Origin of the sequence: Salmonella sp. 741265073_HBA (assembly GCF_046569105.1) — a bacterium.
GTDB lineage: Bacteria > Pseudomonadota > Gammaproteobacteria > Enterobacterales > Enterobacteriaceae > Salmonella > Salmonella enterica.
Genome location: NZ_JBKFRY010000001.1, coordinates 211,149 through 233,050 on the forward strand (window position 1 = coordinate 211,149; position 21,902 = coordinate 233,050).

The 21,902-nt window shown below is 53.4% G+C and carries 20 protein-coding genes; 14 read left to right on the forward strand and 6 right to left on the reverse strand.

Annotation, left to right across the window (positions count from 1 at the left end; all coding sequences use genetic code 11):
* Positions 1-46: 46 nt before the first annotated feature.
* Positions 47-2,221: a ferric-rhodotorulic acid/ferric-coprogen receptor FhuE gene (gene fhuE, locus ACLD3P_RS01060; protein WP_131046398.1), complete on the reverse strand. Its 2,175-nt coding sequence runs from the start codon at positions 2,219-2,221 to the stop codon at positions 47-49.
* A gap of 341 nt (positions 2,222-2,562) precedes the next feature.
* On the opposite strand from fhuE, the gene hinT reads away from it, so the two are divergent.
* The 8 genes from hinT (at position 2,563) to ACLD3P_RS01100 (ending at position 8,635) form a co-directional block, all read left to right on the forward strand.
* On the forward strand, positions 2,563-2,922 hold the full coding sequence (hinT, locus tag ACLD3P_RS01065) for a purine nucleoside phosphoramidase (RefSeq protein WP_001532068.1): 360 nt from the start codon (positions 2,563-2,565) through the stop codon (positions 2,920-2,922).
* A 2-nt stretch (positions 2,923-2,924) separates the two neighbouring features.
* On the forward strand, positions 2,925-3,299 hold the full coding sequence (locus ACLD3P_RS01070; protein WP_000589563.1) for a YcfL family protein: 375 nt from the start codon (positions 2,925-2,927) through the stop codon (positions 3,297-3,299).
* Positions 3,300-3,312: 13 nt separating this feature from the next.
* Entirely contained in the window at positions 3,313-3,951 is a 639-nt protein-coding gene (gene lpoB, locus ACLD3P_RS01075) for a penicillin-binding protein activator LpoB (RefSeq protein WP_000164359.1), read from the forward strand.
* The gene (gene thiK, locus ACLD3P_RS01080; protein ID WP_131046397.1) at positions 3,932-4,756 is read left to right on the forward strand and encodes a thiamine kinase; all 825 of its coding nucleotides are present in this window, start codon (positions 3,932-3,934) and stop codon (positions 4,754-4,756) included. The genes lpoB and thiK overlap by 20 nt, the downstream gene beginning before the upstream one ends.
* 10 nt (positions 4,757-4,766) lie before the next feature.
* Positions 4,767-5,792 carry a beta-N-acetylhexosaminidase gene (gene nagZ, locus ACLD3P_RS01085; RefSeq protein ID WP_000529336.1) on the forward strand — a complete coding sequence of 342 codons (1,026 nt, stop codon included), beginning with the start codon at positions 4,767-4,769 and terminating at the stop codon, positions 5,790-5,792.
* Positions 5,793-5,816: 24 nt separating this feature from the next.
* Positions 5,817-6,359: an alpha/beta hydrolase YcfP gene (gene ycfP / locus ACLD3P_RS01090; protein WP_000587945.1), complete on the forward strand. Its 543-nt coding sequence runs from the start codon at positions 5,817-5,819 to the stop codon at positions 6,357-6,359.
* Positions 6,360-6,612: 253 nt separating this feature from the next.
* Positions 6,613-7,917, forward strand: a complete 1,305-nt coding sequence (ndh, locus tag ACLD3P_RS01095) for an NADH-quinone dehydrogenase (protein ID WP_000211053.1) — start codon at positions 6,613-6,615, stop codon at positions 7,915-7,917.
* 178 nt (positions 7,918-8,095) lie between these two features.
* Entirely contained in the window at positions 8,096-8,635 is a 540-nt protein-coding gene (locus ACLD3P_RS01100) for a glycine zipper 2TM domain-containing protein (protein WP_001043449.1), read from the forward strand.
* Positions 8,636-8,709: 74 nt separating this feature from the next.
* On the opposite strand, the gene comR is transcribed toward ACLD3P_RS01100, so the two are convergent.
* Positions 8,710-9,345, reverse strand: a complete 636-nt coding sequence (comR, locus tag ACLD3P_RS01105; RefSeq protein ID WP_000205986.1) for a TetR family copper-responsive transcriptional repressor ComR — start codon at positions 9,343-9,345, stop codon at positions 8,710-8,712.
* A gap of 241 nt (positions 9,346-9,586) precedes the next feature.
* Here comR and bhsA point away from each other — a divergent pair, with 241 nt between their 5' ends.
* A complete protein-coding gene (gene bhsA / locus ACLD3P_RS01110; protein ID WP_080223039.1) occupies positions 9,587-9,844 on the forward strand; it encodes a multiple stress resistance protein BhsA in 258 nt (85 codons plus the stop codon).
* Positions 9,845-9,940: 96 nt separating this feature from the next.
* Here bhsA and ACLD3P_RS01115 read toward each other — a convergent pair whose 3' ends face one another.
* Positions 9,941-10,906, reverse strand: a complete 966-nt coding sequence (locus ACLD3P_RS01115) for a L,D-transpeptidase family protein (RefSeq protein WP_411006345.1) — start codon at positions 10,904-10,906, stop codon at positions 9,941-9,943.
* Positions 10,907-11,053: 147 nt separating this feature from the next.
* Positions 11,054-14,500 (reverse strand): transcription-repair coupling factor, encoded by a 3,447-nt coding sequence (gene mfd / locus ACLD3P_RS01120; protein WP_001114323.1) that lies wholly within the window; start codon positions 14,498-14,500, stop codon positions 11,054-11,056.
* Between the two features lie 337 nt (positions 14,501-14,837).
* On the opposite strand from mfd, the gene lolC reads away from it, so the two are divergent.
* The 5 genes from lolC to cobB are packed head-to-tail and all read left to right on the forward strand — an operon-like array spanning position 14,838 to position 19,755.
* The gene (gene lolC / locus ACLD3P_RS01125; RefSeq protein ID WP_001518787.1) at positions 14,838-16,037 is read left to right on the forward strand and encodes a lipoprotein-releasing ABC transporter permease subunit LolC; all 1,200 of its coding nucleotides are present in this window, start codon (positions 14,838-14,840) and stop codon (positions 16,035-16,037) included.
* The gene (gene lolD / locus ACLD3P_RS01130) at positions 16,030-16,731 is read left to right on the forward strand and encodes a lipoprotein-releasing ABC transporter ATP-binding protein LolD (RefSeq protein WP_001033714.1); all 702 of its coding nucleotides are present in this window, start codon (positions 16,030-16,032) and stop codon (positions 16,729-16,731) included. Before lolC ends, lolD begins: the two co-directional genes overlap by 8 nt.
* On the forward strand, positions 16,731-17,975 hold the full coding sequence (lolE, locus tag ACLD3P_RS01135; RefSeq protein ID WP_000168092.1) for a lipoprotein-releasing ABC transporter permease subunit LolE: 1,245 nt from the start codon (positions 16,731-16,733) through the stop codon (positions 17,973-17,975). Before lolD ends, lolE begins: the two co-directional genes overlap by 1 nt.
* A gap of 28 nt (positions 17,976-18,003) precedes the next feature.
* On the forward strand, positions 18,004-18,915 hold the full coding sequence (gene nagK, locus ACLD3P_RS01140) for an N-acetylglucosamine kinase (protein ID WP_000291330.1): 912 nt from the start codon (positions 18,004-18,006) through the stop codon (positions 18,913-18,915).
* A gap of 18 nt (positions 18,916-18,933) precedes the next feature.
* Complete coding sequence (gene cobB / locus ACLD3P_RS01145) at positions 18,934-19,755, forward strand: Sir2 family NAD+-dependent deacetylase (protein ID WP_001191856.1); 822 nt, start codon at positions 18,934-18,936, stop codon at positions 19,753-19,755.
* Between the two features lie 81 nt (positions 19,756-19,836).
* On the opposite strand, the gene potD is transcribed toward cobB, so the two are convergent.
* The gene (gene potD, locus ACLD3P_RS01150) at positions 19,837-20,883 is read right to left on the reverse strand and encodes a spermidine/putrescine ABC transporter substrate-binding protein PotD (RefSeq protein WP_000759329.1); all 1,047 of its coding nucleotides are present in this window, start codon (positions 20,881-20,883) and stop codon (positions 19,837-19,839) included.
* Positions 20,884-20,907: 24 nt separating this feature from the next.
* Positions 20,908-21,687 (reverse strand): spermidine/putrescine ABC transporter permease PotC, encoded by a 780-nt coding sequence (potC, locus tag ACLD3P_RS01155; protein WP_000580299.1) that lies wholly within the window; start codon positions 21,685-21,687, stop codon positions 20,908-20,910.
* Between the last annotated feature and the right edge of the window lie 215 nt (positions 21,688-21,902).

Consider the following 21,902-nt stretch of genomic DNA (forward strand, 5'->3'; position numbering starts at 1 on the left):
CTGCCTTTTTTTAATGGCGCTTTACATGCCGCTCTCCGACAGTCTGTCAGAACTGATAATTGGCGGTGAGGCTGACGTTACGCGGCGCGCCGTAAACAATGGAACCATCAATATTGGTGTCGTAGGTTTTATCGAACAGGTTGTTGATGTTCCCCTGTACGGAGAAATTTTTCGTCACCTGATAGCGGGTAAACAGATCGACCAGCGCATAGCTGCCCTGTTCGGCGCGGAAAGTGCCGTACGGCGTCGTGGTATCTTTGTAAACCCGATTCTGCCAGTTCACGCCGCCGCCGACCGTCAGCTCCCGTATCGCCGGCAGACGATAGCGGGTGAATAACTTCACGCTGGTGCGCGGAAGATTAGGGTTCACGGCGTTACCTTCATTGTCCTCGGCAACATACCGGGTAGCCCCGAAAGTCATCTGCCAGTTATCGGTAATTGCGCCGTTCACTTCGAATTCGACGCCTTTGCTCACCGTTCCGTCAGTAGACTTCCAGGCAAACTCCCCATTACTGCCAGGGATGGGAATAGTGGTTGCCTGAGCGACGTTATTCTGCTCAATGCGGAACACGGACAACGTGGTGGTGAGGCGGCTGTTCATCCAGTCGGACTTCAGGCCCGCTTCATAGTTATTACCGGTAATTGGAGCCAGATATTGACCCGCTTTGTCGCGTTTATTTTGCGGCTGAAAGATAGAGGTATAACTGGCATAAGCGGACCAGTTGTCGTTGATATCATAAATCAGCCCGGCATACGGCGTGGTATGGTTTTTCTCCATGCTGTAGGTCAGTGTATCAACACGCCAGTTGGTATAACGAGCGCCAAGAATCAGATGCAGCGGGTCGGCCAGCGAAATGCGCGTAGCGGCATACAGCGATTTCATATGCGTGGTATCGTCCTGCGCCAGATTTTGTGGCGCCCAGTGGGTTTGGGGGAAATTACCGTTAAAGGCGCTGAAGTTGCCAATGTCGTCCGGAAAGACGTTCTCCCAGGCGCTAAAATAGCGGTTATTCTGCTTACTATAACTGCCGCCAAACATCATATTGTGCTGACGGCCAAACAGCTCATAAGCGCCATCGGCAAAGAGATCTATGGCATCTACTTTGCGCTTGCCGCTGTTCCAGCCCGTACCGCCGACCACGGGGTAGCTTGCGCCATAAGGACTCACCAGCGTACCTGTCTCTTTATCGACTAACGCATCGATATACATCATTTTACTGTCGAATTTGACCTCAGTATGGGTCGCATTCAGGGTCGCCTGCCAGCTTTCGGCAAAACGCTGCTTAAGCGTGACGAAGAATTTATTTATCTCTTTGTTGTTATAAGCCCAGTCCGGGGCGGTACTACGCGCGCGGTCATAGCTATTTTTGCTGCCATCGGTGTTCCAGCGTGGCAGACCGCCCCAGGTTGGGCTGTTGACATCAATTTTTTGATATTCATAACCGGCTGAAAGACCAGTGGTTGCACCCAGATCGGCATCGACAATTCCGGAAAAGAACGCTTTCTCACTGTTATAGCGGTCCAGCCAGGAATCATTATTCTGATAACCCGCCACGATGCGCCCACGGACATTGCCGTCCGCGGTGAGCGGACTTTGCAGATCCATGACGTAACGCTGCTTATTCCAGCTACCGTATTCTGTGGAGACGTTACCTTTGAACTCCCGACTGGTGGCGTGTTTACGAATCATATTAATTGAGGCAGAAGGATTGCCGGTTCCGGTCATCAGCCCATTCGCGCCGCGAACCACCTCCACGCGCTCATACAGCGCGGTATCCGTTAGCGCATCGCCCAGATTCCAGCGGGACTCAAAATACGTTGGAATACCGTCAACCATATAGTTGTCAATTTCAAACCCGCGCGAGTAATAGCTGATGCGATCGGAGTCAGCCTGGCTTCCGCTGATCCCCAGTGTATTGGTCATCACCTCGCCCAGGGTTTGCAACTGCTGGTCTTCCATACGCTGCTGGCTGACAATACTGACTGACTGCGGGATATCGCGCTGAGTCATCGGCATTTTGGTGCCCGCTGCGGTCGTTTTCACGCTGTAATCCTGTTCTTCGCGGTTTACGGCGTCAGCGGTCGTCGCGCCTTCGACAATAACGGTATCCTCAGCCGCGAAGGCGGCAGGCATAAATGCCATCGCCATACCCATAGCTAACAGCGACGGTGCGGCGGTGGACTGAAGGTGTTTATCCCGGCGGTATTGAATGAAAGACATCTGAAAATCCTTGCTTGTTATTGGGGTAAGTTCAGGACGTATGACGTTGAACCTTTTCATTCTTTGCTGGCTAATGCGCATAAAAATGCAAATGAGAAATATACGCATTTGTATTAAATGTGTAAAACGGTATAACCAGGGAAACTAGAAATATTTTTTAAGCGTACAAAGGCGTCATGGCAGGGGGATATGGCGGTAAGTCCAGCATGTAGTCATTTTTCGCTTAATAAATCGTGGGTTAAAGTTGAAAGAGCGTCGGTAACTCGCTCATACTCTATACTCGCAGTATGGCTCGGCGTAGCATGTGCGCTGCAAGGGCTATTATGAAAAAGGAAAACGTCGTGGCAGAAGAAACTATATTCAGCAAAATTATTCGTCGTGAAATCCCTTCGGATATCGTTTATCAGGATGAGCTGGTCACCGCCTTTCGTGATATTTCACCGCAGGCGCCGACGCATATCTTGATTATTCCCAATATCCTGATCCCAACCGTCAATGACGTGACGGCGGAACATGAACAGGCGTTAGGTCGGATGATCACCGTGGCGGCGAAAATCGCCGAACAGGAAGGCATTGCCGAAGATGGGTATCGTTTAATCATGAATACCAACCGTCATGGGGGCCAGGAGGTTTATCATATCCATATGCACCTACTGGGCGGCCGCCCGCTAGGCCCGATGCTGGCGCATAAAGGCTTGTAAGTATGATCAAAGGATGCATCGCGGTTTCTCTGGGCTTGCTGCTGCTTACCGGCTGCCGGTCACACCCTGAAATTCCGGTAAGCGACGCGCAGTCGCTGGTGATGGAGTCCACGGTTCTGGCGGCGGGTGTCACCGCAGAGCCGCCTGAACTGACGGCGTCTGATATCCAGCCATCAGCCTCTTCCCGCGTCTATAACGAAAGGCAAGAGCCCATAACCGTTCATTATCGGTTTTACTGGTATGACGCGCGGGGGCTGGAGATGCATCCGCTGGAGGCGCCGCGTAGCGTAACCATACCCGCGCGTTCGTCGGTAACGCTATTTGGCAGCGCCAATTATCTGGGGGCGCATAAGGTCAGGCTTTATCTTTATTTGTGAGGAGTGAATTTTGATGACAAAAATGCATCGCTACGCTGCCATTGCTGCGCTGGCGATATTTCTCTCCGGGTGTATGGCGCAACGTCAACCTGCGCCAGTTGAAGAGGTAAAACCAGCGCCAGAACAACCCGCGCAGCCGCCGCAGCCTCCTGTTGTGCCGTCTGTGCCAACCATTCCACAGCAACCGGGGCCGATCGAACATGAAGATCAAACGGGCCAGCCAGCGCCTAAGGTGCGCCACTATGACTGGAACGGCGCGATGCAACCGCTGGTCAGCAAAATGTTGCAGGCTGATGGCGTGACGGCCGGAAGCGTATTGCTTGTCGACAGCGTGAATAACCGGACGAATGGGTCATTAAATGCGAACGAGGCAACGGAAACGTTACGTAATGCGCTGGCGAACAACGGTAAATTTACGCTGGTCTCCGTACAGCAACTCTCGATGGCAAAACAGCAGTTAGGGTTGTCTCCGCAGGATAGTCTGGGAACGCGCAGTAAAGCTATTGGCATTGCGCGCAATGTCGGGGCGCAATATGTACTTTACTCCAGCGCATCCGGTAACGTTAACGCGCCTGCATTACAGATGCAGTTAATGCTGGTGCAAACTGGCGAGATAATCTGGTCAGGTAAAGGTGCGGTCCAACAACAATAATCCCTTAACGCGCGACGAGATCCTGTCGCGCTATTTTCCCCAGTATCGTCCCGCCGTCGCCGCATCGCAGGGGCTAAGCGGCGGGAGCGGTATTATTGCCCACGATACTCACCGTATCGTGCTGCGCCGTCATCACGACCCCGACGCTCCACCAGCCCATTTTTTACGTCATTACCGCGCCTTATCCCAATTGCCGGCCAGTCTTGCGCCGCGAGCGCTTTTTTATACGCCAGGCTGGATGGCGGTAGAATATCTGCATGGTGTGGTAAATTCCGCTCTGCCAGATGCCGACGAACTGGCGGCCTTACTGTATCATTTGCATCAACAGCCGCGTTTTGGCTGGCGTATCGCGCTATCGCCACTATTGGCGCAGTACTGGTCGTGTTGCGATCCGGCAAGGCGTACGCCGTTTTGGTTGCGGCGGCTCAAACAGTTGCAAAAAAACGGTGAACCTCGCCCGCTGCGGCTCGCGCCTTTGCATATGGATGTCCATGGCGACAATATAGTATTAACGTCCGCCGGGTTGAAACTGATTGACTGGGAGTATGCCGGCGACGGCGATATTGCGTTGGAGCTGGCGGCAGTATGGGTTGAGGATGAACGCCAGCACCGACAACTGGCAGACGCTTATGCCGCGTGCGCGCGAATCGACGCCCGGCAGCTATGGCGACAGATACGCTTATGGCACCCCTGGGTCATTATGCTAAAAGCAGGGTGGTTCGAATATCGCTGGCGACAAACCGGCGAGCAACAATTTATCAGGCTGGCCGATGAAACCTGGCGCCAGCTACGTATGAAAGGATAAGGAGAGCAGTGTGGGCCCAGTAATGTTGAATGTCGAAGGATGTGAGCTGGATGCGGAGGAGCGCGAGATACTGGCGCATCCGCTGGTTGGCGGGCTTATTCTGTTCACGCGTAATTACCATGACCCGGAACAGCTGCGCGAATTAGTGCGCCAGATTCGGGCGGCATCGCGTAACCATCTGGTGGTGGCCGTCGATCAGGAAGGCGGGCGCGTACAGCGTTTCCGTGACGGGTTTACCTGCCTGCCCGCGGCGCAATCTTTTTTTGCGCTGCATGGACTGCAAGAGGGGGGACGACTGGCGCAGGAGGCAGGGTGGCTAATGGCCAGCGAAATGATCGCGATGGATATTGATATCAGTTTTGCGCCAGTGCTGGACGTCGGGCATATCAGCGCGGCAATTGGCGAGCGCTCTTATCATGCCGATCCCGCAAAAGCGTTGGCAATGGCAACGCGCTTTATTGACGGCATGCATGACGCCGGGATGAAAACGACCGGTAAGCATTTCCCCGGCCACGGCGCAGTCACGGCGGACTCCCACAAAGAGACGCCGTGCGATCCACGTCCTGAAACGGACATCCGTGGCAAAGATATGTCGGTGTTCCGCACGCTGATTAGCGAGAATAAACTGGATGCGATTATGCCTGCCCACGTGATCTACCGCGCTATCGATCCGCGTCCGGCAAGCGGTTCGCCGTACTGGCTGAAAACGGTGCTGCGTCAGGAGTTAGGCTTTGACGGCGTCATTTTCTCCGACGATCTGTCTATGGAGGGCGCGGCGATTATGGGCAGCTATGCTGAGCGCGCTCAGGCGTCGCTGGATGCGGGTTGCGATATGATTCTGGTCTGCAATAATCGTAAAGGCGCAGTCAGCGTGTTGGATAATCTGTCGCCGATCAAAGCAGAACGTGTTACACGTTTGTATCATAAAGGTTCATTTTCACGCCGGGAGCTCATGGACTCAGCACGCTGGAAAACAGCCAGCGCCCAGCTCAACCAGTTACATGAACGCTGGCAGGAAGAAAAAGCAGGTCATTAACTCGAGTTTTCGTGAGGGTGCCAGATGATTATTTATTTACACGGTTTTGATTCAAATAGTCCGGGCAACCATGAAAAAGTGTTGCAATTACAGTTTATCGACCCGGATGTTCGGCTGGTAAGCTACAGTACGCGGCATCCTAAGCACGATATGCAGCATCTGCTGAAAGAAGTGGACAAAATGTTGCAGTTGAATGTGGACGAGCGCCCTTTAATCTGTGGCGTGGGGCTGGGCGGTTACTGGGCGGAGCGGATTGGCTTTTTGTGCGATATCCGTCAGGTGGTTTTTAACCCGAATCTGTTCCCCTATGAAAACATGGAGGGGAAAATCGATCGCCCGGAAGAATATGCGGACATCGCTACAAAGTGCGTGACCAACTTTCGCGAAAAAAATCGCGATCGTTGTCTGGTGATCCTCTCGCGTCATGATGAAGCGCTGGATAGCCAACGCTCAGCGCAAGCGCTTCACCCGTATTATGAAATTGTGTGGGATGAGGAACAGACTCACAAATTCAAAAATATTTCGCCGCACTTGCAACGTATCAAAGCGTTTAAAACGCTGGGGTAACGCCCCCGGCAATATGGCGTTATCAGTGACCGGATAACCAGCCTTGCGGCTGGTTTTTTTATGCTCAATTCTCGCAAACTGTCTATCTTTTCAGCATGAAAACTTGATGCACATCAATTTTGGTATGACCAATGCACCGTTCATGCTATTCTCATATCAGAAGCTTATTCTCATTAACGTAACTTGTTGTTAATTAAAGGCTATGCTAATAACTTTTAATTAACAATTGGTTAATAAATTTAAGGGGGTCACGTTGACTACACCATTAAAAAAGATCGTGATTGTCGGCGGCGGCGCTGGCGGGCTGGAAATGGCGACGCAGTTAGGCCATAAACTGGGGCGCAAGAAAAAAGCGAAAATCACGCTGGTAGACAGAAATCACAGCCATCTGTGGAAACCATTGCTGCACGAAGTGGCGACTGGCTCTCTGGACGAAGGCGTGGATGCGCTGAGCTATCTGGCTCATGCGCGTAATCATGGTTTCCAGTTCCAACTGGGGTCGGTGATGGATATCGATCGCGAAGCGAAAACCATCACCATTGCCGAGTTGCGTGATGAAAAGGGCGAACTGCTGGTGCCGGAGCGCAAAATCGCGTATGACACGCTGGTGATGGCGCTGGGCAGCACCTCTAATGATTTCAACACGCCGGGCGTGAAAGAGCACTGTATCTTCCTCGATAACCCGCATCAGGCGCGCCGTTTTCACCAGGAGATGCTGAACCTGTTCCTCAAGTATTCGGCTAATCTGGGCGCGAACGGTAAGGTCAATATCGCCATCGTTGGCGGCGGTGCGACGGGGGTTGAGCTGTCGGCTGAACTGCATAATGCGGTAAAACAGTTGCATAGCTATGGTTATAAGGGGCTGACCAACGACGCGCTGAACGTGACGTTGGTTGAGGCTGGCGAGCGTATTCTGCCTGCGTTGCCGCCGCGTATCTCCAGCGCCGCGCATAATGAACTGACCAAACTGGGCGTTCGCGTGCTGACGCAAACTATGGTCACCAGCGCCGACGAAGGCGGTCTGCATACGAAAGAAGGTGAATATATTCAGGCCGATCTGATGGTGTGGGCGGCGGGTATCAAAGCGCCGGATTTTATGAAAGAAATTGGTGGTCTGGAAACGAACCGCATTAACCAACTGGTGGTGGAACCGACGCTGCAAACCACGCGCGATCCTGATATTTATGCGATTGGCGACTGCGCTTCCTGCGCACGTCCGGAGGGAGGTTTTGTGCCGCCTCGCGCTCAGGCGGCGCATCAGATGGCTACCTGCGCGATGAATAACATTCTGGCGCAGATGAATGGCAAACCGCTGAAAGCTTACCAGTATAAAGATCATGGATCGCTGGTCTCTCTGTCCAACTTCTCTACCGTGGGTAGTCTGATGGGGAACCTGACCCGCGGTTCAATGATGATTGAAGGACGTATCGCCCGCTTCGTGTATATCTCGCTATACCGTATGCACCAGATAGCGCTGCATGGATATTTTAAAACCGGCCTGATGATGCTGGTGGGCAGTATTAACCGCGTCATTCGTCCGCGCCTGAAACTGCATTAATTTCTCTGCGCCTCACCGGCTGCTCGCGCCGGTGAGCGCTTCTCCATCACTCGCTTCGGAGTTGTCCGAATCCTTCAGCTTTACCGCCTCATCCCGCATTTTTCATCCTCATTCCGATTGGCTTTGTTCGCATACTGGTTGCAAAATTGTTACCAATAGCAACGAAGGAGGAACTCCCGTGAATAAATCAATGTTGGCGGGTATAGGGATTGGCGTAGCGGCTGCGCTGGGTGTGGCGGCAGTGGCCAGTCTCAACGTATTTGATCGTGGTCCGCAATATGCGCAGGTGATATCGGCTAAACCGATTAAAGAGACGGTAAAAACGCCGCGTCAGGAGTGCCGTAATGTCACGGTCACGCATCGCAGACCGGTTCAGGACGAAAACCGTATTGCCGGCTCGGTGCTTGGCGCAGTAGCAGGCGGCGTGATTGGACATCAATTTGGCGGCGGTCGTGGTAAAGATGTGGCGACGGTCGTCGGGGCGCTGGGCGGCGGTTATGCTGGCAATCAAATCCAGGGATCAATGCAAGAAAGTGATACCTACACTACCACGCAGCAACGCTGTAAGACGGTGTATGACAAATCTGAAAAGATGCTTGGCTACGACGTGACCTACAAAATTGGCGATCAGCAGGGCAAAATCCGCATGGATAAAGACCCCGGAACGCAAATTCCCCTCGACGGCAATGGCCAACTGGTTCTGAATAACAAAGCATAAAAAAGCTGTACTCTGCAAGTTAGCCCCTCATTCGCTCAGGCTGAGGGGCTTTTTTTTATCCGAAGCCGCGTCGTTCAGGACTTGAGCAGTTCAGGCCAGATGCGCAGAGTCGTACGCGTAATTTGCATCAGTTGTTCGAAGGTGGCACCTTCACGGGCGCTGATCGACATTCCCTGTAAAATACAGTTTATATATTCTGCGAGCGCCTGCGGGTTACAGTGCGCCGGAATTTCACCGCGCTCCTGACGTTGGCGCAAAAACTGGATGAGCGTCTGTTCCTGCATGGCGTGGCGTGATTTTACCGTGCGGGCGATATCGCGCGAGGAGGCGGCCAGGGTGGCGGACGTATTAATCATAAAGCAGCCAGCCGGCGTGTCTGTACTGGTAAAGCAGGCGGCAATTTCTGTGAAGTAATCTTCCAGCGCCGATTCCACGCTTTTCTCTTCACAAAAGAGCTGGGCTTCGTGCTTTGAGGCAAAGCGAGTGATGTAGCGATCCAGGACAGCGCGAAATAATCCTTCTTTGTTAGTGAATTCCGCATAGAGAGTAGGCGCTTTCGCCCCGGTAGCCTCTACGAGATCGGCAAGCGAAGTTGCTTCATAGCCGTGCTGCCAGAAGAGAGTCATGGCCTTATCAAGCGCGGCTTCCCTGTCGAACACTTTTGGTCGGCCACGGCTTTTCTTCGCGCAACTCGTGGTATCCGTTGTCATGATGCCGTTGTACCTGTTTAAAGAGCGGTCTCTCTATTATAAAAACAAACCACTTCTGGCTCCAGAGTATTCATTAGAAAAATAAATCAATTCTATTCACATGAAAAATAACATCTTTATAAATTATATAACGATCATTATAAAAAGAGGTTGACGTGTGATGCAGATCACATCTATGATTAATTTATCGATCGTTAAGTTAATGCTTACGACACCCATTCATCTGCTAAAGGTCATCACTATGAAAAACGTAAAAAAACTCATCGCTGCTGCCGTACTGAGTTCGCTCTCATTCGCCAGCTTCGCCGCTGTTGAAGTTCAGGCAACGCCAGAAGGTCAACAGAAGTTCGGCACCATTTCCGCGAATGGCGGCACGAATCTGGGCTCGCTGGAAGATCAGCTGGCGCAAAAAGCGCAGGAGATGGGGGCGAAGTCTTTCCGTATTACCTCTGTTACCGGCCCGAATACCCTCCACGGTACGGCGGTAATCTATAAGTAAGCATTAACCCTCATTAATGCCGCTGCGATTGCCACAATAAAAAGAAAAAGCCTCGCGATGCATCGCGAGGCTTTTTTGTCGGTCAGCTATTCACGCTTACAGCGACTGCGGTTTCGCCTCTGCTTGACGGGTTATATCCACCGGCATTCCGGAGCGCACTTCCATAACATGTTCCATCACCGCAGCATCGGTCTGCGGCGCGTCCTTAAAGGCCTGCATCGGGCCATTCAGCACAATCGGCAACACCTGCGGATCGTCGCCTATATTTTTAGACAGCGGCTGATGAACTTCCACCAGTCGCACGCCGCCTGGCTCCACCGAGGCTTTAATCGGCGTATTGATAATATTCACTTTGGTTCCCGGCGTGACCTGACGGAACAATGTCTCTATATCACCGTCGCGCAGACGGATACAGCCGGAACTGACGCGCATACCAATGCCAAAATCGGCATTCGTGCCATGTAACAGATAGACGCCGCCGTAGGCCGCTAAACGAATCGCGTGATGCCCCATTGGGTTATCGGGACCGGCAGGCACCACGGCGGGGAGATCGATGCCTTGCGCTTTATAACGGGCGCGAATATTGGCGGTCGGCGTCCAGGTTGGATTGGCGCGTTTATCCGAAATGGTCGTCACCATCGTTGGCGTCAGGGTATCGCCGCCTAGTTGGCCAATCCCGATAGGGTAGACCGTGACCGTATTTTTCCCCGGTTGATAATAGTAAAGCCGTAATTCCGCGAGGTTAATGACGATACCTTCACGTGGCGCGTCCGGTAGCAGCGTTTGCAGCGGAATCGTTAGCACGCTGCCTGCGCGTGGCACGTAAGGATCAATGCCGGGGTTGGCCTGTAACAGGGCTAAAAAGCCCACGTTATATTTTTTGGCGATCGCCTCCAGCGAGCCGCCGTCGTCTTCAACGACATGGAATTTATTTTCTCCCACCAGTCGACTGCCGGGGGGTGGAAGAGGCCACGTATTCGCCTGCGCGGGAAGGGCAAGCATGATGGTCGCGGTAAGCGCAAACAACGCCCACCAGCGAGAGAGTCGCGTATTGTTGAACATTATAATAAACCCATGATTATTATGTGGTTATTTTTATAAAAGAGGAAATAAGAATTATGGCGGCTGGCTGTGTCTGGAACTGCAGGGAAGTGCAAAGAATTTGTAAAGATTAGGCCGGACGCAGGGTAATGACGCCCGGCCTGACGCTTATGCAATAGCGTTTTCTTCCAGTTGCTGCATGAACTGGCGTACCCAGTCTATACGCGTTTTACGTTCGCTTAAATCCTGAATAAACTTGAGGCGCGTCGGGCCATCCAGACGGAAATGCTGCGGTTGTTTTTGCAGCAACCCGATAAGCCAGGCAGGGTCAACGTGGTTTTTCTCGGCGAACTCAATCGTTCCGCCTTTCTCGTTACCCTCCAGTTTTCGGATGCCGAGCTTTTGCGCCTGTTGGCGCAGGCGGGCGATATCCAGCAGATTACGCGCTGGATCGGGCAGCAGGCCGAAGCGATCGATCAATTCCACTTTGATCTCTTCCAGCTCGTTTTCGTTCTTCGCGCTGGCAATGCGTTTATAGAATGACAGTCGGGTATTAACATCCGGAATAAAATCATCCGGCAGTAACGACGGCATTCGCAGCTCGACTTCCGTTTGCTGACTGGTGAGATCTTCCAGCGAGGGTTCGCGGCCTGCTTTCAGCGCATCGACGGCGTTTTCCAGCAGTTCCATGTAGAGTGAGAAGCCAATGGTTTCCATTGAGCCGCTTTGCTCTTCGCCAAGCAGTTCGCCCGCGCCGCGGATCTCCAGATCGTGGGTCGCCAGCGCAAACCCGGCGCCTAAATCCTCCAGCGACGCAATCGCCTCCAGCCGTTTTTGCGCATCGGTGGTCATGGCCTTAGGATGTGGCGTCAACAGCCAGGCGTAGGCCTGGTGGTGCGAGCGCCCAACGCGGCCACGCAGCTGGTGCAACTGCGCGAGGCCGAAATGATCCGCGCGTTCAATGATGATCGTGTTAGCGGTGGGAATGTCGATCCCCGTTTCGATAATGGTAGTACACACCAGCACGTTAAAACGTTGATGGTGGAAATCATTCATGACCCGTTCCAGCTCACGTTCGCGCATCTGCCCGTGGCCTATAGCGATTCGCGCTTCCGGCACCAGTTCCGCCAGCCGCTCTGCGGCTTTCTGAATATTTTCGACGTCATTGTACAAATAGTAAACCTGACCGCCGCGCAGGATTTCACGCAGAATCGCTTCCCTTACCACCAGGCTATCATACTCACGGACAAAGGTTTTTACCGCCAGACGACGGGCAGGGGGGGTGGCGATAATGGAGAGATCGCGCATACCGCTCATCGCCATATTCAGCGTCCGCGGGATCGGCGTCGCCGTGAGCGTCAGAATATCGACATCGGCGCGCATCGCCTTAATTCGCTCTTTGTGGCGCACGCCGAAACGGTGCTCTTCATCGACAATCAGCAGGCCGAGGTCGCGCAGCTTCACATCGCTTTGTAGCAGTTTATGCGTACCGATCAGAATATCGATCTTACCCTCGGCGGCTTCCGCCAGGATTTGCGTCTGCTCTTTGGCACTGCGAAAGCGAGACAGCATCTCAATGCGTACCGGCCAGTTGGCGAAACGGTCGCGGAAGTTGTCATAGTGTTGCTGCGCCAGCAGCGTAGTCGGCACCAGTACCGCCACCTGTTTATGGTTTTCCACCGCCAGGAACGCGGCGCGCATCGCCACTTCGGTTTTGCCGAAGCCGACGTCGCCGCACACCAGCCTGTCCATCGCCAGCGGTTGGCACATATCGCTCAATACGGCGTTAATCGCCTGTGCCTGATCGGGCGTCGTTTCAAACGGGAAGCTGTCGCAGAATAACTGATACTGCTCACGATCATGCTTAAAGGCAAAACCCTCTTTTGCCGCCCGTTGCGCATAAATATCCAACAGTTCCGCTGCGACATCGCGCACTTTTTCCGCCGCTTTCTGCCGGGCGCGCGACCAGGCGTCGCCGCCCAGTTTATGCAGCGGCGCACTTTCTTCCGCGCCGCCGGCATAGCGGCTAATCAGATGCAATGAGGAAACCGGCACATACAGTTTGGCGTCATTGGCGTAGGTGAGCATCAGATACTCACCCTTGATGCCGCCAGCCTCCAGAGTGGTCATGCCGGCATAGCGTCCGACGCCGTGCTCCAGATGCACTACCGGTTGACCGACGTGGAGCTCCGCCAGGTTACGAATCAACGTATCCGGGTTGATCGTGCGGCGGGAATCCAGGCGGCGACGCGCGACCCGCTCACCCAAGAGATCGCTTTCACAAATCAGCGCCAGATTGCGTTGGGTGTCGATAAAGCCATGTTCTGCGGCGCCAATCATCAGATAGCGTCCCGCATCCTGCGCCTCGTCCAGGCGTAATATTCGCTTCGGCGCGATTTTTATGCGAGCCAGGAGCTCTCCCAGAGCTTCGCGGCGTCCTTCGCTTTCCACCGAAAAAATCACCGGACCGCTGAAAGATTCGAGGAATTTACGCAGCGCGTCCAGCGGCGCTTTCTGCTGCGCCTGGATAGCCAAATCCGGTAATTTCTGGAAACCAAGATTGGTATTGGCGGCTTTTTCCGGCAGATGGTCGGTTTTAAGCTGGAGGCGAGGCCAGCGTTTAAGCTCGGAAAAGAGCTCATCTACCCGTAGCCAGAGGGCTTCCGGCGGCAAAAGCGGGCGCATAGGATCGACGCCGCGATTTTCAAAACGCGCCAGCGTATCGGCCTGAAAGCGTTCGGCGCTGGTTTCCAGCGAGCCAGTATTCACCACCAGAGTATTGGCGGGGAAATAGCTAAATAATGGCGGTAACGGTTCGCTGAAAAAGAGCGGCTGCCAGTATTCGATCCCGGCGGGCAGGGTGCCTTTGCTGACCTGCTGATAGATGTGCTCGGCGTCGCGTTTTACCTCAAAGGTATCGCGCCACTGGCTACGGAAAAGCTCAATAGCGGCTTTGTCGGTAGGAAATTCGTGCGCGGGCAACAAATTGATGGCCTCGACCTCCTCCAGCGTACGTTGGGTATCCGCGTCAAACAGACGCAGGCTGTCGATTTCATCATCAAAAAAGTCGAGGCGATAAGGCTGTTCGCTGCCCATCGGAAAGAGATCCAACAGCGCGCCGCGCGTCGCGTATTCGCCATGCTCCATCACCTGATCGACATGCCGATAACCGGCGCTGTCAAGCTGCGCGCGCAGAGCGTCGCGGGACAGCCGCTGGCCTTTTTTCATCACCAGCGCATGACCATGCAGATAGCTATGCGGACAAACGCGCTGCATCAGGGTGTTTACCGGTACAATCAAGACGCCGCGCTGCATTGACGGCAACTGGTAGAGCGTGGACAGGCGCGAAGAGATAATTTCCTGATGCGGGGAGAAGCTGTCATACGGTAGCGTTTCCCAGTCCGCCAGGTTCATGACCATCTGATCGGTAAACTGGCGGATTTCATCATGCAATCGCAGAGCATTTTGCATGTCAGGCGCTATGAGTACCACCGGACCGGCATGGCGTTCGGCTATCTCCGCCACCAGCGTAGCGCAGGCGGCGCCGGTAAGTTCGCCCAACTGGCGCTGATCGCCCGCTTTTGTCGGCAGCGTGTAACGTTGTTTTTCAGGCATAACGGTTGTCAGTATCTCTTTTTGTTTTACGCCGCACTCTACGCGTCACCCTTCAGGCTGCTTCATGGTTGGCTGCGCGCCGGGACAGCATGAAGGACTCAGGTATTCAGGGGCATATGACTGATAAGCAATGTTCTTTATTATCCGCGATCGTTGTTTATTAGCAAATTGAATCCGCCGGATAACACGCCGAACAGGTAAAGTATGAACATGTAAGTGACTTGATTTGTCGGCCTTTTTCAGAATAACGCTGACGAACTCTTACGGTTCAGACATTTACGCATTCCGCTTTCGCTTATATACTCGGGACTTTGCTAACAGCAACCAGACGGATTACATGTATCAACCTGTCGCTCTATTCATTGGCCTGCGTTACATGCGCGGGCGTGCAGCAGATCGCTTCGGTCGCTTCGTTTCCTGGCTTTCCACTATCGGCATTACCCTGGGGGTGATGGCGCTGGTCACGGTATTGTCGGTGATGAACGGTTTTGAGCGCGAACTGCAAAATAACATTCTTGGTTTGATGCCTCAGGCCATCCTCTCTGCTGAACATGGCTCTCTTAACCCGAATCAGATGCCGGAAAAAGCGGTGAATCTGCAAGGCGTTAACCGTATTGCGCCGCTGACGACGGGCGATGTCGTACTGCAAAGCGCGCGTAGCGTTGCGGTTGGCGTGATGTTGGGTATCGATCCGGCGCAAAAAGATCCATTAACGCCGTATCTGGTCAATGTGAAGCAAAGCGAATTACAGCCGGGTAAGTATAATGTCATCCTCGGCGAGCAGCTCGCCGGACAGTTAGGGGTCAACCGCGGCGATCAGATTCGGCTAATGGTGCCATCTGCCAGCCAGTTTACGCCAATGGGACGCCTGCCCAGTCAGCGTCTGTTTACGGTGATTGGCACATTTGCCGCCAATAGCGAGGTCGATGGCTATGAAATGCTGGTCAATATTCAGGACGCGTCGCGTTTAATGCGCTATCCGGCAGGCAATATTACCGGCTGGCGTCTGTGGCTGGATGAACCGCTGCAAGTCGATACCCTCAGCCAACAGACGCTGCCGCAAGGTACGAAGTGGCAGGACTGGCGCGAACGCAAAGGCGAGTTGTTCCAGGCTGTGCGCATGGAAAAGAATATGATGGGATTGTTGCTGAGCCTCATCGTGGCGGTCGCGGCTTTTAACATTATTACTTCGTTGGGCCTGATGGTCATGGAGAAGCAGGGCGAAGTGGCGATTTTACAAACTCAAGGGCTGACGCCGCGACAAATTATGATGGTCTTTATGGTGCAGGGCGCCAGCGCCGGGATTATCGGCGCGCTGTTGGGCGCCGCGCTGGGCGCATTGCTTGCCAGCCAACTGAATAACCTGATGCCGATCATCGGCGCGTTTCTGGATGGCGCTGCGTTGCCCGTGGCGATAGAGCCGTTACAGGTGATCGTTATCGCTCTGGTGGCAATGGCCATCGCGCTGCTTTCTACGCTTTATCCTTCCTGGCGCGCTGCCGCCACTCAACCCGCTGAGGCTTTACGTTATGAATAAGATCCTGTTGCAATGCGACAACCTGTGCAAACGCTATCAGGAAGGCACCGTACAAACCGACGTGTTGCACGATGTCAGCTTCAGTATCGGCGAAGGCGAAATGATGGCGATCGTCGGCAGTTCCGGTTCGGGTAAAAGTACGTTGCTGCATCTGTTAGGCGGGCTGGATACGCCTACCTCTGGCGATGTGATTTTTAGCGGCCAGCCGATGAGCAAACTCTCTTCTGCGGCAAAAGCGGAATTACGTAACCAGAAACTGGGGTTTATCTATCAGTTTCATCATCTCCTGCCGGATTTTACGGCGCTGGAAAACGTGGCGATGCCATTATTGATTGGCAAAAAGAAACCGGCGGAGATTGACGCTCGGGCGCGAGAAATGTTGCATGCTGTAGGGCTGGAGCATCGCGCAACCCATCGACCTTCGGAACTTTCCGGCGGTGAGCGCCAGCGTGTCGCGATAGCGCGCGCGTTGGTGAATAATCCGCGTCTGGTACTGGCGGATGAGCCGACCGGTAATCTGGATGCGCGTAATGCCGACAGTATTTTTGAGCTTCTGGGCGAGTTAAATCGTCTGCAGGGAACCGCGTTTCTGGTGGTGACTCACGATTTGCAACTGGCGAAACGTATGAGCCGCCAGCTTGAGATGCGCGATGGCCGCCTGACGGCGGAACTGAGCCTGATGGGGGCGGAGTAATGGCGTCGCCTTTATCATTGTTAATTGGCTTGCGTTTCAGCCGTGGACGGCGGCGCGGCGGTATGGTTTCGCTCATTTCCGTCATTTCTACCATCGGTATCGCGCTGGGCGTGGCGGTATTGATTGTCGGTTTAAGCGCGATGAACGGTTTCGAACGCGAGTTGAATAACCGTATTCTGGCGGTGGTTCCGCACGGGGAGATTGAAGCGGTCAATCAGCCGTGGACCAACTGGCGTGAAGCGCTGGCAAAAGTGCAGAAGGTGCCGGGCATTGCCGCCGCCGCGCCGTATATCAATTTTACCGGCCTGGTAGAGAGCGGGGCGAATTTGCGCGCCATTCAGGTTAAAGGCGTCGACCCTAAGCAAGAGCAGCAGCTTAGCGCGTTACCGTCATTTGTGCAAAATCACGCCTGGGATCATTTCAAAGCGGGCGAGCAGCAGATCATTATCGGTAAAGGCGTCGCCGATGCGCTGAACGTGAAACAGGGCGACTGGGTGTCCATCATGATCCCCAATGCGAATGCCGACCATAAGCTGCTCCAGCCCAAACGCGTGCGTTTGCATGTCATCGGGATTCTGCAACTGAGCGGCCAGCTCGATCACAGCTTCGCCATGATCCCGCTTGAGGATGCGCAGCAGTATCTGGATATGGGGTCCAGCGTTTCCGGTATCGCGCTTAAAGTCCACGACGTGTTTAATGCGAACAAACTGGTGCGTGATGCGGGTGAAGTGACTAACAGCTATGTCTACATTAAGAGCTGGATCGGCACCTACGGCTATATGTATCGCGATATCCAGATGATTCGCGCCATTATGTATCTGGCGATGATTCTGGTGATCGGCGTGGCCTGTTTTAATATCGTTTCCACCTTAGTGATGGCGGTAAAAGATAAAAGCGGCGACATTGCGGTATTAAGAACGCTGGGGGCGAAAGATGGTTTGATTCGTGCCATTTTCGTCTGGTACGGACTACTGGCGGGCTTGCTGGGCAGCTTGATTGGCGTGGCGATCGGCGTTGTCGTTTCGCTTCAGCTTACCGCCATTATTAATGGGATTGAAAAGGAGATCGGGCATCAGTTTTTGTCCGGCGATATCTATTTTATCGACTTCCTGCCATCCGAATTACATTGGCTGGACGTTGTTTACGTACTGGTCACGGCGTTGTTATTAAGCTTACTGGCGAGCTGGTATCCGGCGCGGCGGGCGAGCAACATTGACCCTGCGCGAGTATTGAGCGGCCAGTAATCGCGGAATATAAAAACAAGGAGCGGTGATGTATTACGGGTTTGACATTGGCGGAACAAAGATTGCGTTAGGCGTATTTGACTCAACGCGGCGGCTGCAGTGGGAAAAACGGGTTCCCACGCCCCATACCAGCTATAGCGCCTTTTTAGACGCCGTGTGCGAACTGGTCGCGGAAGCCGACCAGCGATTTGGCGTAAAAGGGTCGGTAGGGATTGGCATACCCGGTATGCCGGAAACTGAAGACGGCACGCTGTACGCCGCGAATGTCCCGGCAGCCAGCGGTAAGCCGTTGCGCGCCGATCTCAGCGCCCGACTGGATCGCGATGTGCGTCTGGACAATGACGCTAACTGTTTTGCCTTGTCCGAAGCCTGGGATGATGAATTCACGCAATATCCTTTGGTTATGGGGCTTATCCTCGGCACCGGCGTCGGCGGTGGCCTGGTGCTAAATGGGAAGCCGATTACCGGTCAGAGCTATATCACCGGCGAGTTTGGTCATATGCGTTTGCCGGTTGACGCGCTAACGTTGATGGGATTTGATTTTCCTCTCCGCCGTTGTGGATGCGGTCAGATGGGTTGTATTGAGAATTATCTGTCCGGGCGCGGGTTTGCGTGGCTATATCAGCATTATTATGATCAATCGCTGCAGGCGCCGGAGATTATCGCGTTGTGGGAGCAGGGCGATGAGCAGGCGCACGCGCATGTTGAGCGCTATCTGGATTTACTGGCGGTTTGTCTGGGGAATATACTGACGATTGTTGATCCCGATTTATTGGTGATCGGCGGCGGACTATCGAACTTTACGGCAATAACAACGCAACTGGCGGAAAGACTGCCGCGCCATCTCCTCCCTGTTGCCCGCGCGCCGCGCATTGAGCGTGCGCGGCATGGGGATGCAGGTGGGATGCGCGGTGCTGCTTTTTTACATCTTACCGACTAATCAAAAAAAGAGGTTGTTATGCAGTCGCGTCGGTTTCATCGATTAAGCCGCTTTCGTAAAAATAAACGTCTGTTGCGTGAACGTCTGCGCCAGCGGATCTTTTTCAGAGACAGAGTGGTGCCGGAAATGATGGAAAACCCAAGAGTATTAGTCCTTACAGGTGCAGGAATTTCTGCAGAGTCTGGTATTCGTACGTTTCGCGCGGCGGATGGCCTTTGGGAAGAGCATCGGGTTGAAGATGTGGCGACGCCGGAAGGATTCGCCCGTAATCCGGGGCTGGTGCAGACATTTTATAATGCCCGCCGTCAGCAGCTTCAACAGCCGGAAATACAACCTAATGCGGCGCATCTGGCGTTAGCGAAGCTTGAAGAAGCGCTTGGCGATCGCTTTTTGCTGGTGACGCAAAACATCGACAATTTGCATGAACGCGCGGGCAATCGCAACATCATTCATATGCATGGCGAGCTGTTGAAGGTGCGCTGTTCGCAAAGTGGCCAGATTCTGGAATGGAACGGCGATGTGATGCCGGAAGATAAATGTCACTGCTGTCAGTTCCCGGCGCCGCTACGTCCGCACGTGGTGTGGTTTGGCGAGATGCCGCTTGGCATGGATGAAATTTATATGGCGCTGTCGATGGCGGATATTTTTATCGCCATTGGCACATCCGGTCATGTCTATCCGGCTGCGGGGTTTGTGCATGAAGCAAAACTGCACGGCGCACATACGGTGGAACTGAATCTTGAGCCAAGCCAGGTCGGCAGCGAGTTTGAAGAGAAGCACTACGGCCCGGCAAGCCAGGTTGTGCCGGAATTTGTTGATAAATTCCTGAAAGGGCTGTAGTGCTGTTTGCCCGGTAACGCCTTATCCGGCCTACATTTCACGTTACGTTCATCTGTAGGCCCGACAGGTGCTTTGGCTGAATTAGCGTCCTGCTTTTAGCTTCTGATAATACTCTTCATAAATGGCGCTGGCGTCGCCGACATCGTTTTGCCACTCGCCTTTGCTGATGGTTTGCGCATCCGGATAGAGCGACTTATCATTGGCGACCTCCGGGCTTAACAGCTTACGCGCCGCCAGGTTGGGGGTAGGGTAGCCTATGGTTTCTGCCACCTCTTTCGCGACGTCAGGACGCAGCAGGAAGTTGATTAGCTTCAGCGCGCCCTCTTTATTTTTCGCGTTCGCCGGAATAGCCAGGCTATCCATCCAGAAAATACCGCCTTCCTTCGGCCAGACGACCTCCAGCGGCGTGCCAGCCTGACGAGCAACGAAGGCCGAACCGTTCCACACCATCCCCAGATTGACTTCTCCTTCCATATACGGATTCGCCGGATTATCGGAGTTGAAGGCCGCTACGTTCGGCATCAGTTTTTTCAACTCTTCATATGCCGCTTCGATCTCTTTCGGATCGGTAGTGTTACCGGAATAACCTAGCTTGCGCAGCGCCATCTGGAAGACTTCTCGCGCATCGTCGGTTAAAAGCAGGCTGTTTTTATATTCCGGTTTCCACAAGTCAGCCCAGCTGGTAATGGTTTTGGGATCGATAGCATCGCTGTTCACGCCAATCGCCGTTGCGCCCCAGATATACGGAACAGAATAATCGTTGTTGGGGTCAAACGGTTTGTTGAGCATTTCCGGATCGAGGTTGTGGAAATTGGTTAATTTCGACTTATCGATCTTCTGGATCATGCCTTCTTTGCGCATTTTGTCGACATAGTATGTAGAAGGAACAACCAGGTCATACGCGCCATCTTTATAGGTTTTGAGTTTGGCATACATGGTTTCGTTCGACTCGTAGGTCGAATAAATCACCTTAATGCCTGTCTCTTTAGTGAACTGTTCCAGCAGGCCCGGCGGCACATACTCAGTCCAGTTATAGAAATAGAGCGTGTCGTTATCGGAGGCATGAGCGGCACTCATACCCAGCGCCAGGGCGCCCGCCGCGAGCAGGTGGCGTGACCATTTTTTCATTTAACGTCCCCTGAATTATGGGCCTTATCGGCCCTTGGTTTTATCACGAGCAATAAGCTGGCTGGCAATGACCATTACCAGAGACAGCACCAATAAAACGGTCGCCAGCGCGTTCACTTCTGGTGAAACGCCGACTTTTACCATGGAATAAATCTTTAAGGGTAAAATTTCATAGCCCGGCCCGGTGACAAACGACGAGACCACGACATCGTCCATCGACAACGTAAAGCTCAGCAACCAGCCCGCCGCCACCGCCGGCATCGCCAGCGGCAGAATGATTTTGCGTAAAATCGTTACCTCACTGGCCCCCAGGTCTTTTGCGGCTTCCAGCATTCTGACATCAAAGCCTTTCAGGCGCGAATAGACCGTGACGACCACAAACGGCAGGCTAAAGGTGATGTGCGAGAACAGCAACGACCAAAAGCCCAGTTGAATGCCGAGTAACATAAACAGCACCAGCAGGGAGATCGCCATCACGATATCCGGCGACATCATTACTACAAACAGCATCCCGCTGACGAATGGCTTCCCGCGAAAGCGGTAGCGATAAAGCGCCACCGCGGTTAACGAGCCAATCAACGTAGCGAAGGTCGCTGAGAAAATCGCCATCGTCAGTGAATGTTGAGCGGCCTGCAACAGACTGTCGTTATTGACCAGTAGTTCGTACCATTTAGTGGTAAAGCCCTGCCAGTTAATGCCGAACCGCGAACTGTTGAAGGAGTTCACAATCAGAATAATGATAGGAATATACAGATACGCATAGATGGCAGTCATGAAACCGCCACGGAGCAGCCGACCGATCATTCAAGTTCCACCTTCTTATTCAGAGGATGGGGTGCTTTTAGAGTATTGAAAATGATCAATTTTTTCTCTTCTCCAAAATCTCTCCAAAACGTCTCGCGGTTATCAGCAGCCAGGAAGAAGCAAGCTGCCGCTTGAAGCCGCGAATTTTACAACAAATTGCCAGACGAGCGGGAAAAAAAGGCCATTTAAATGACTATTCTCATCCGATCCGGTCA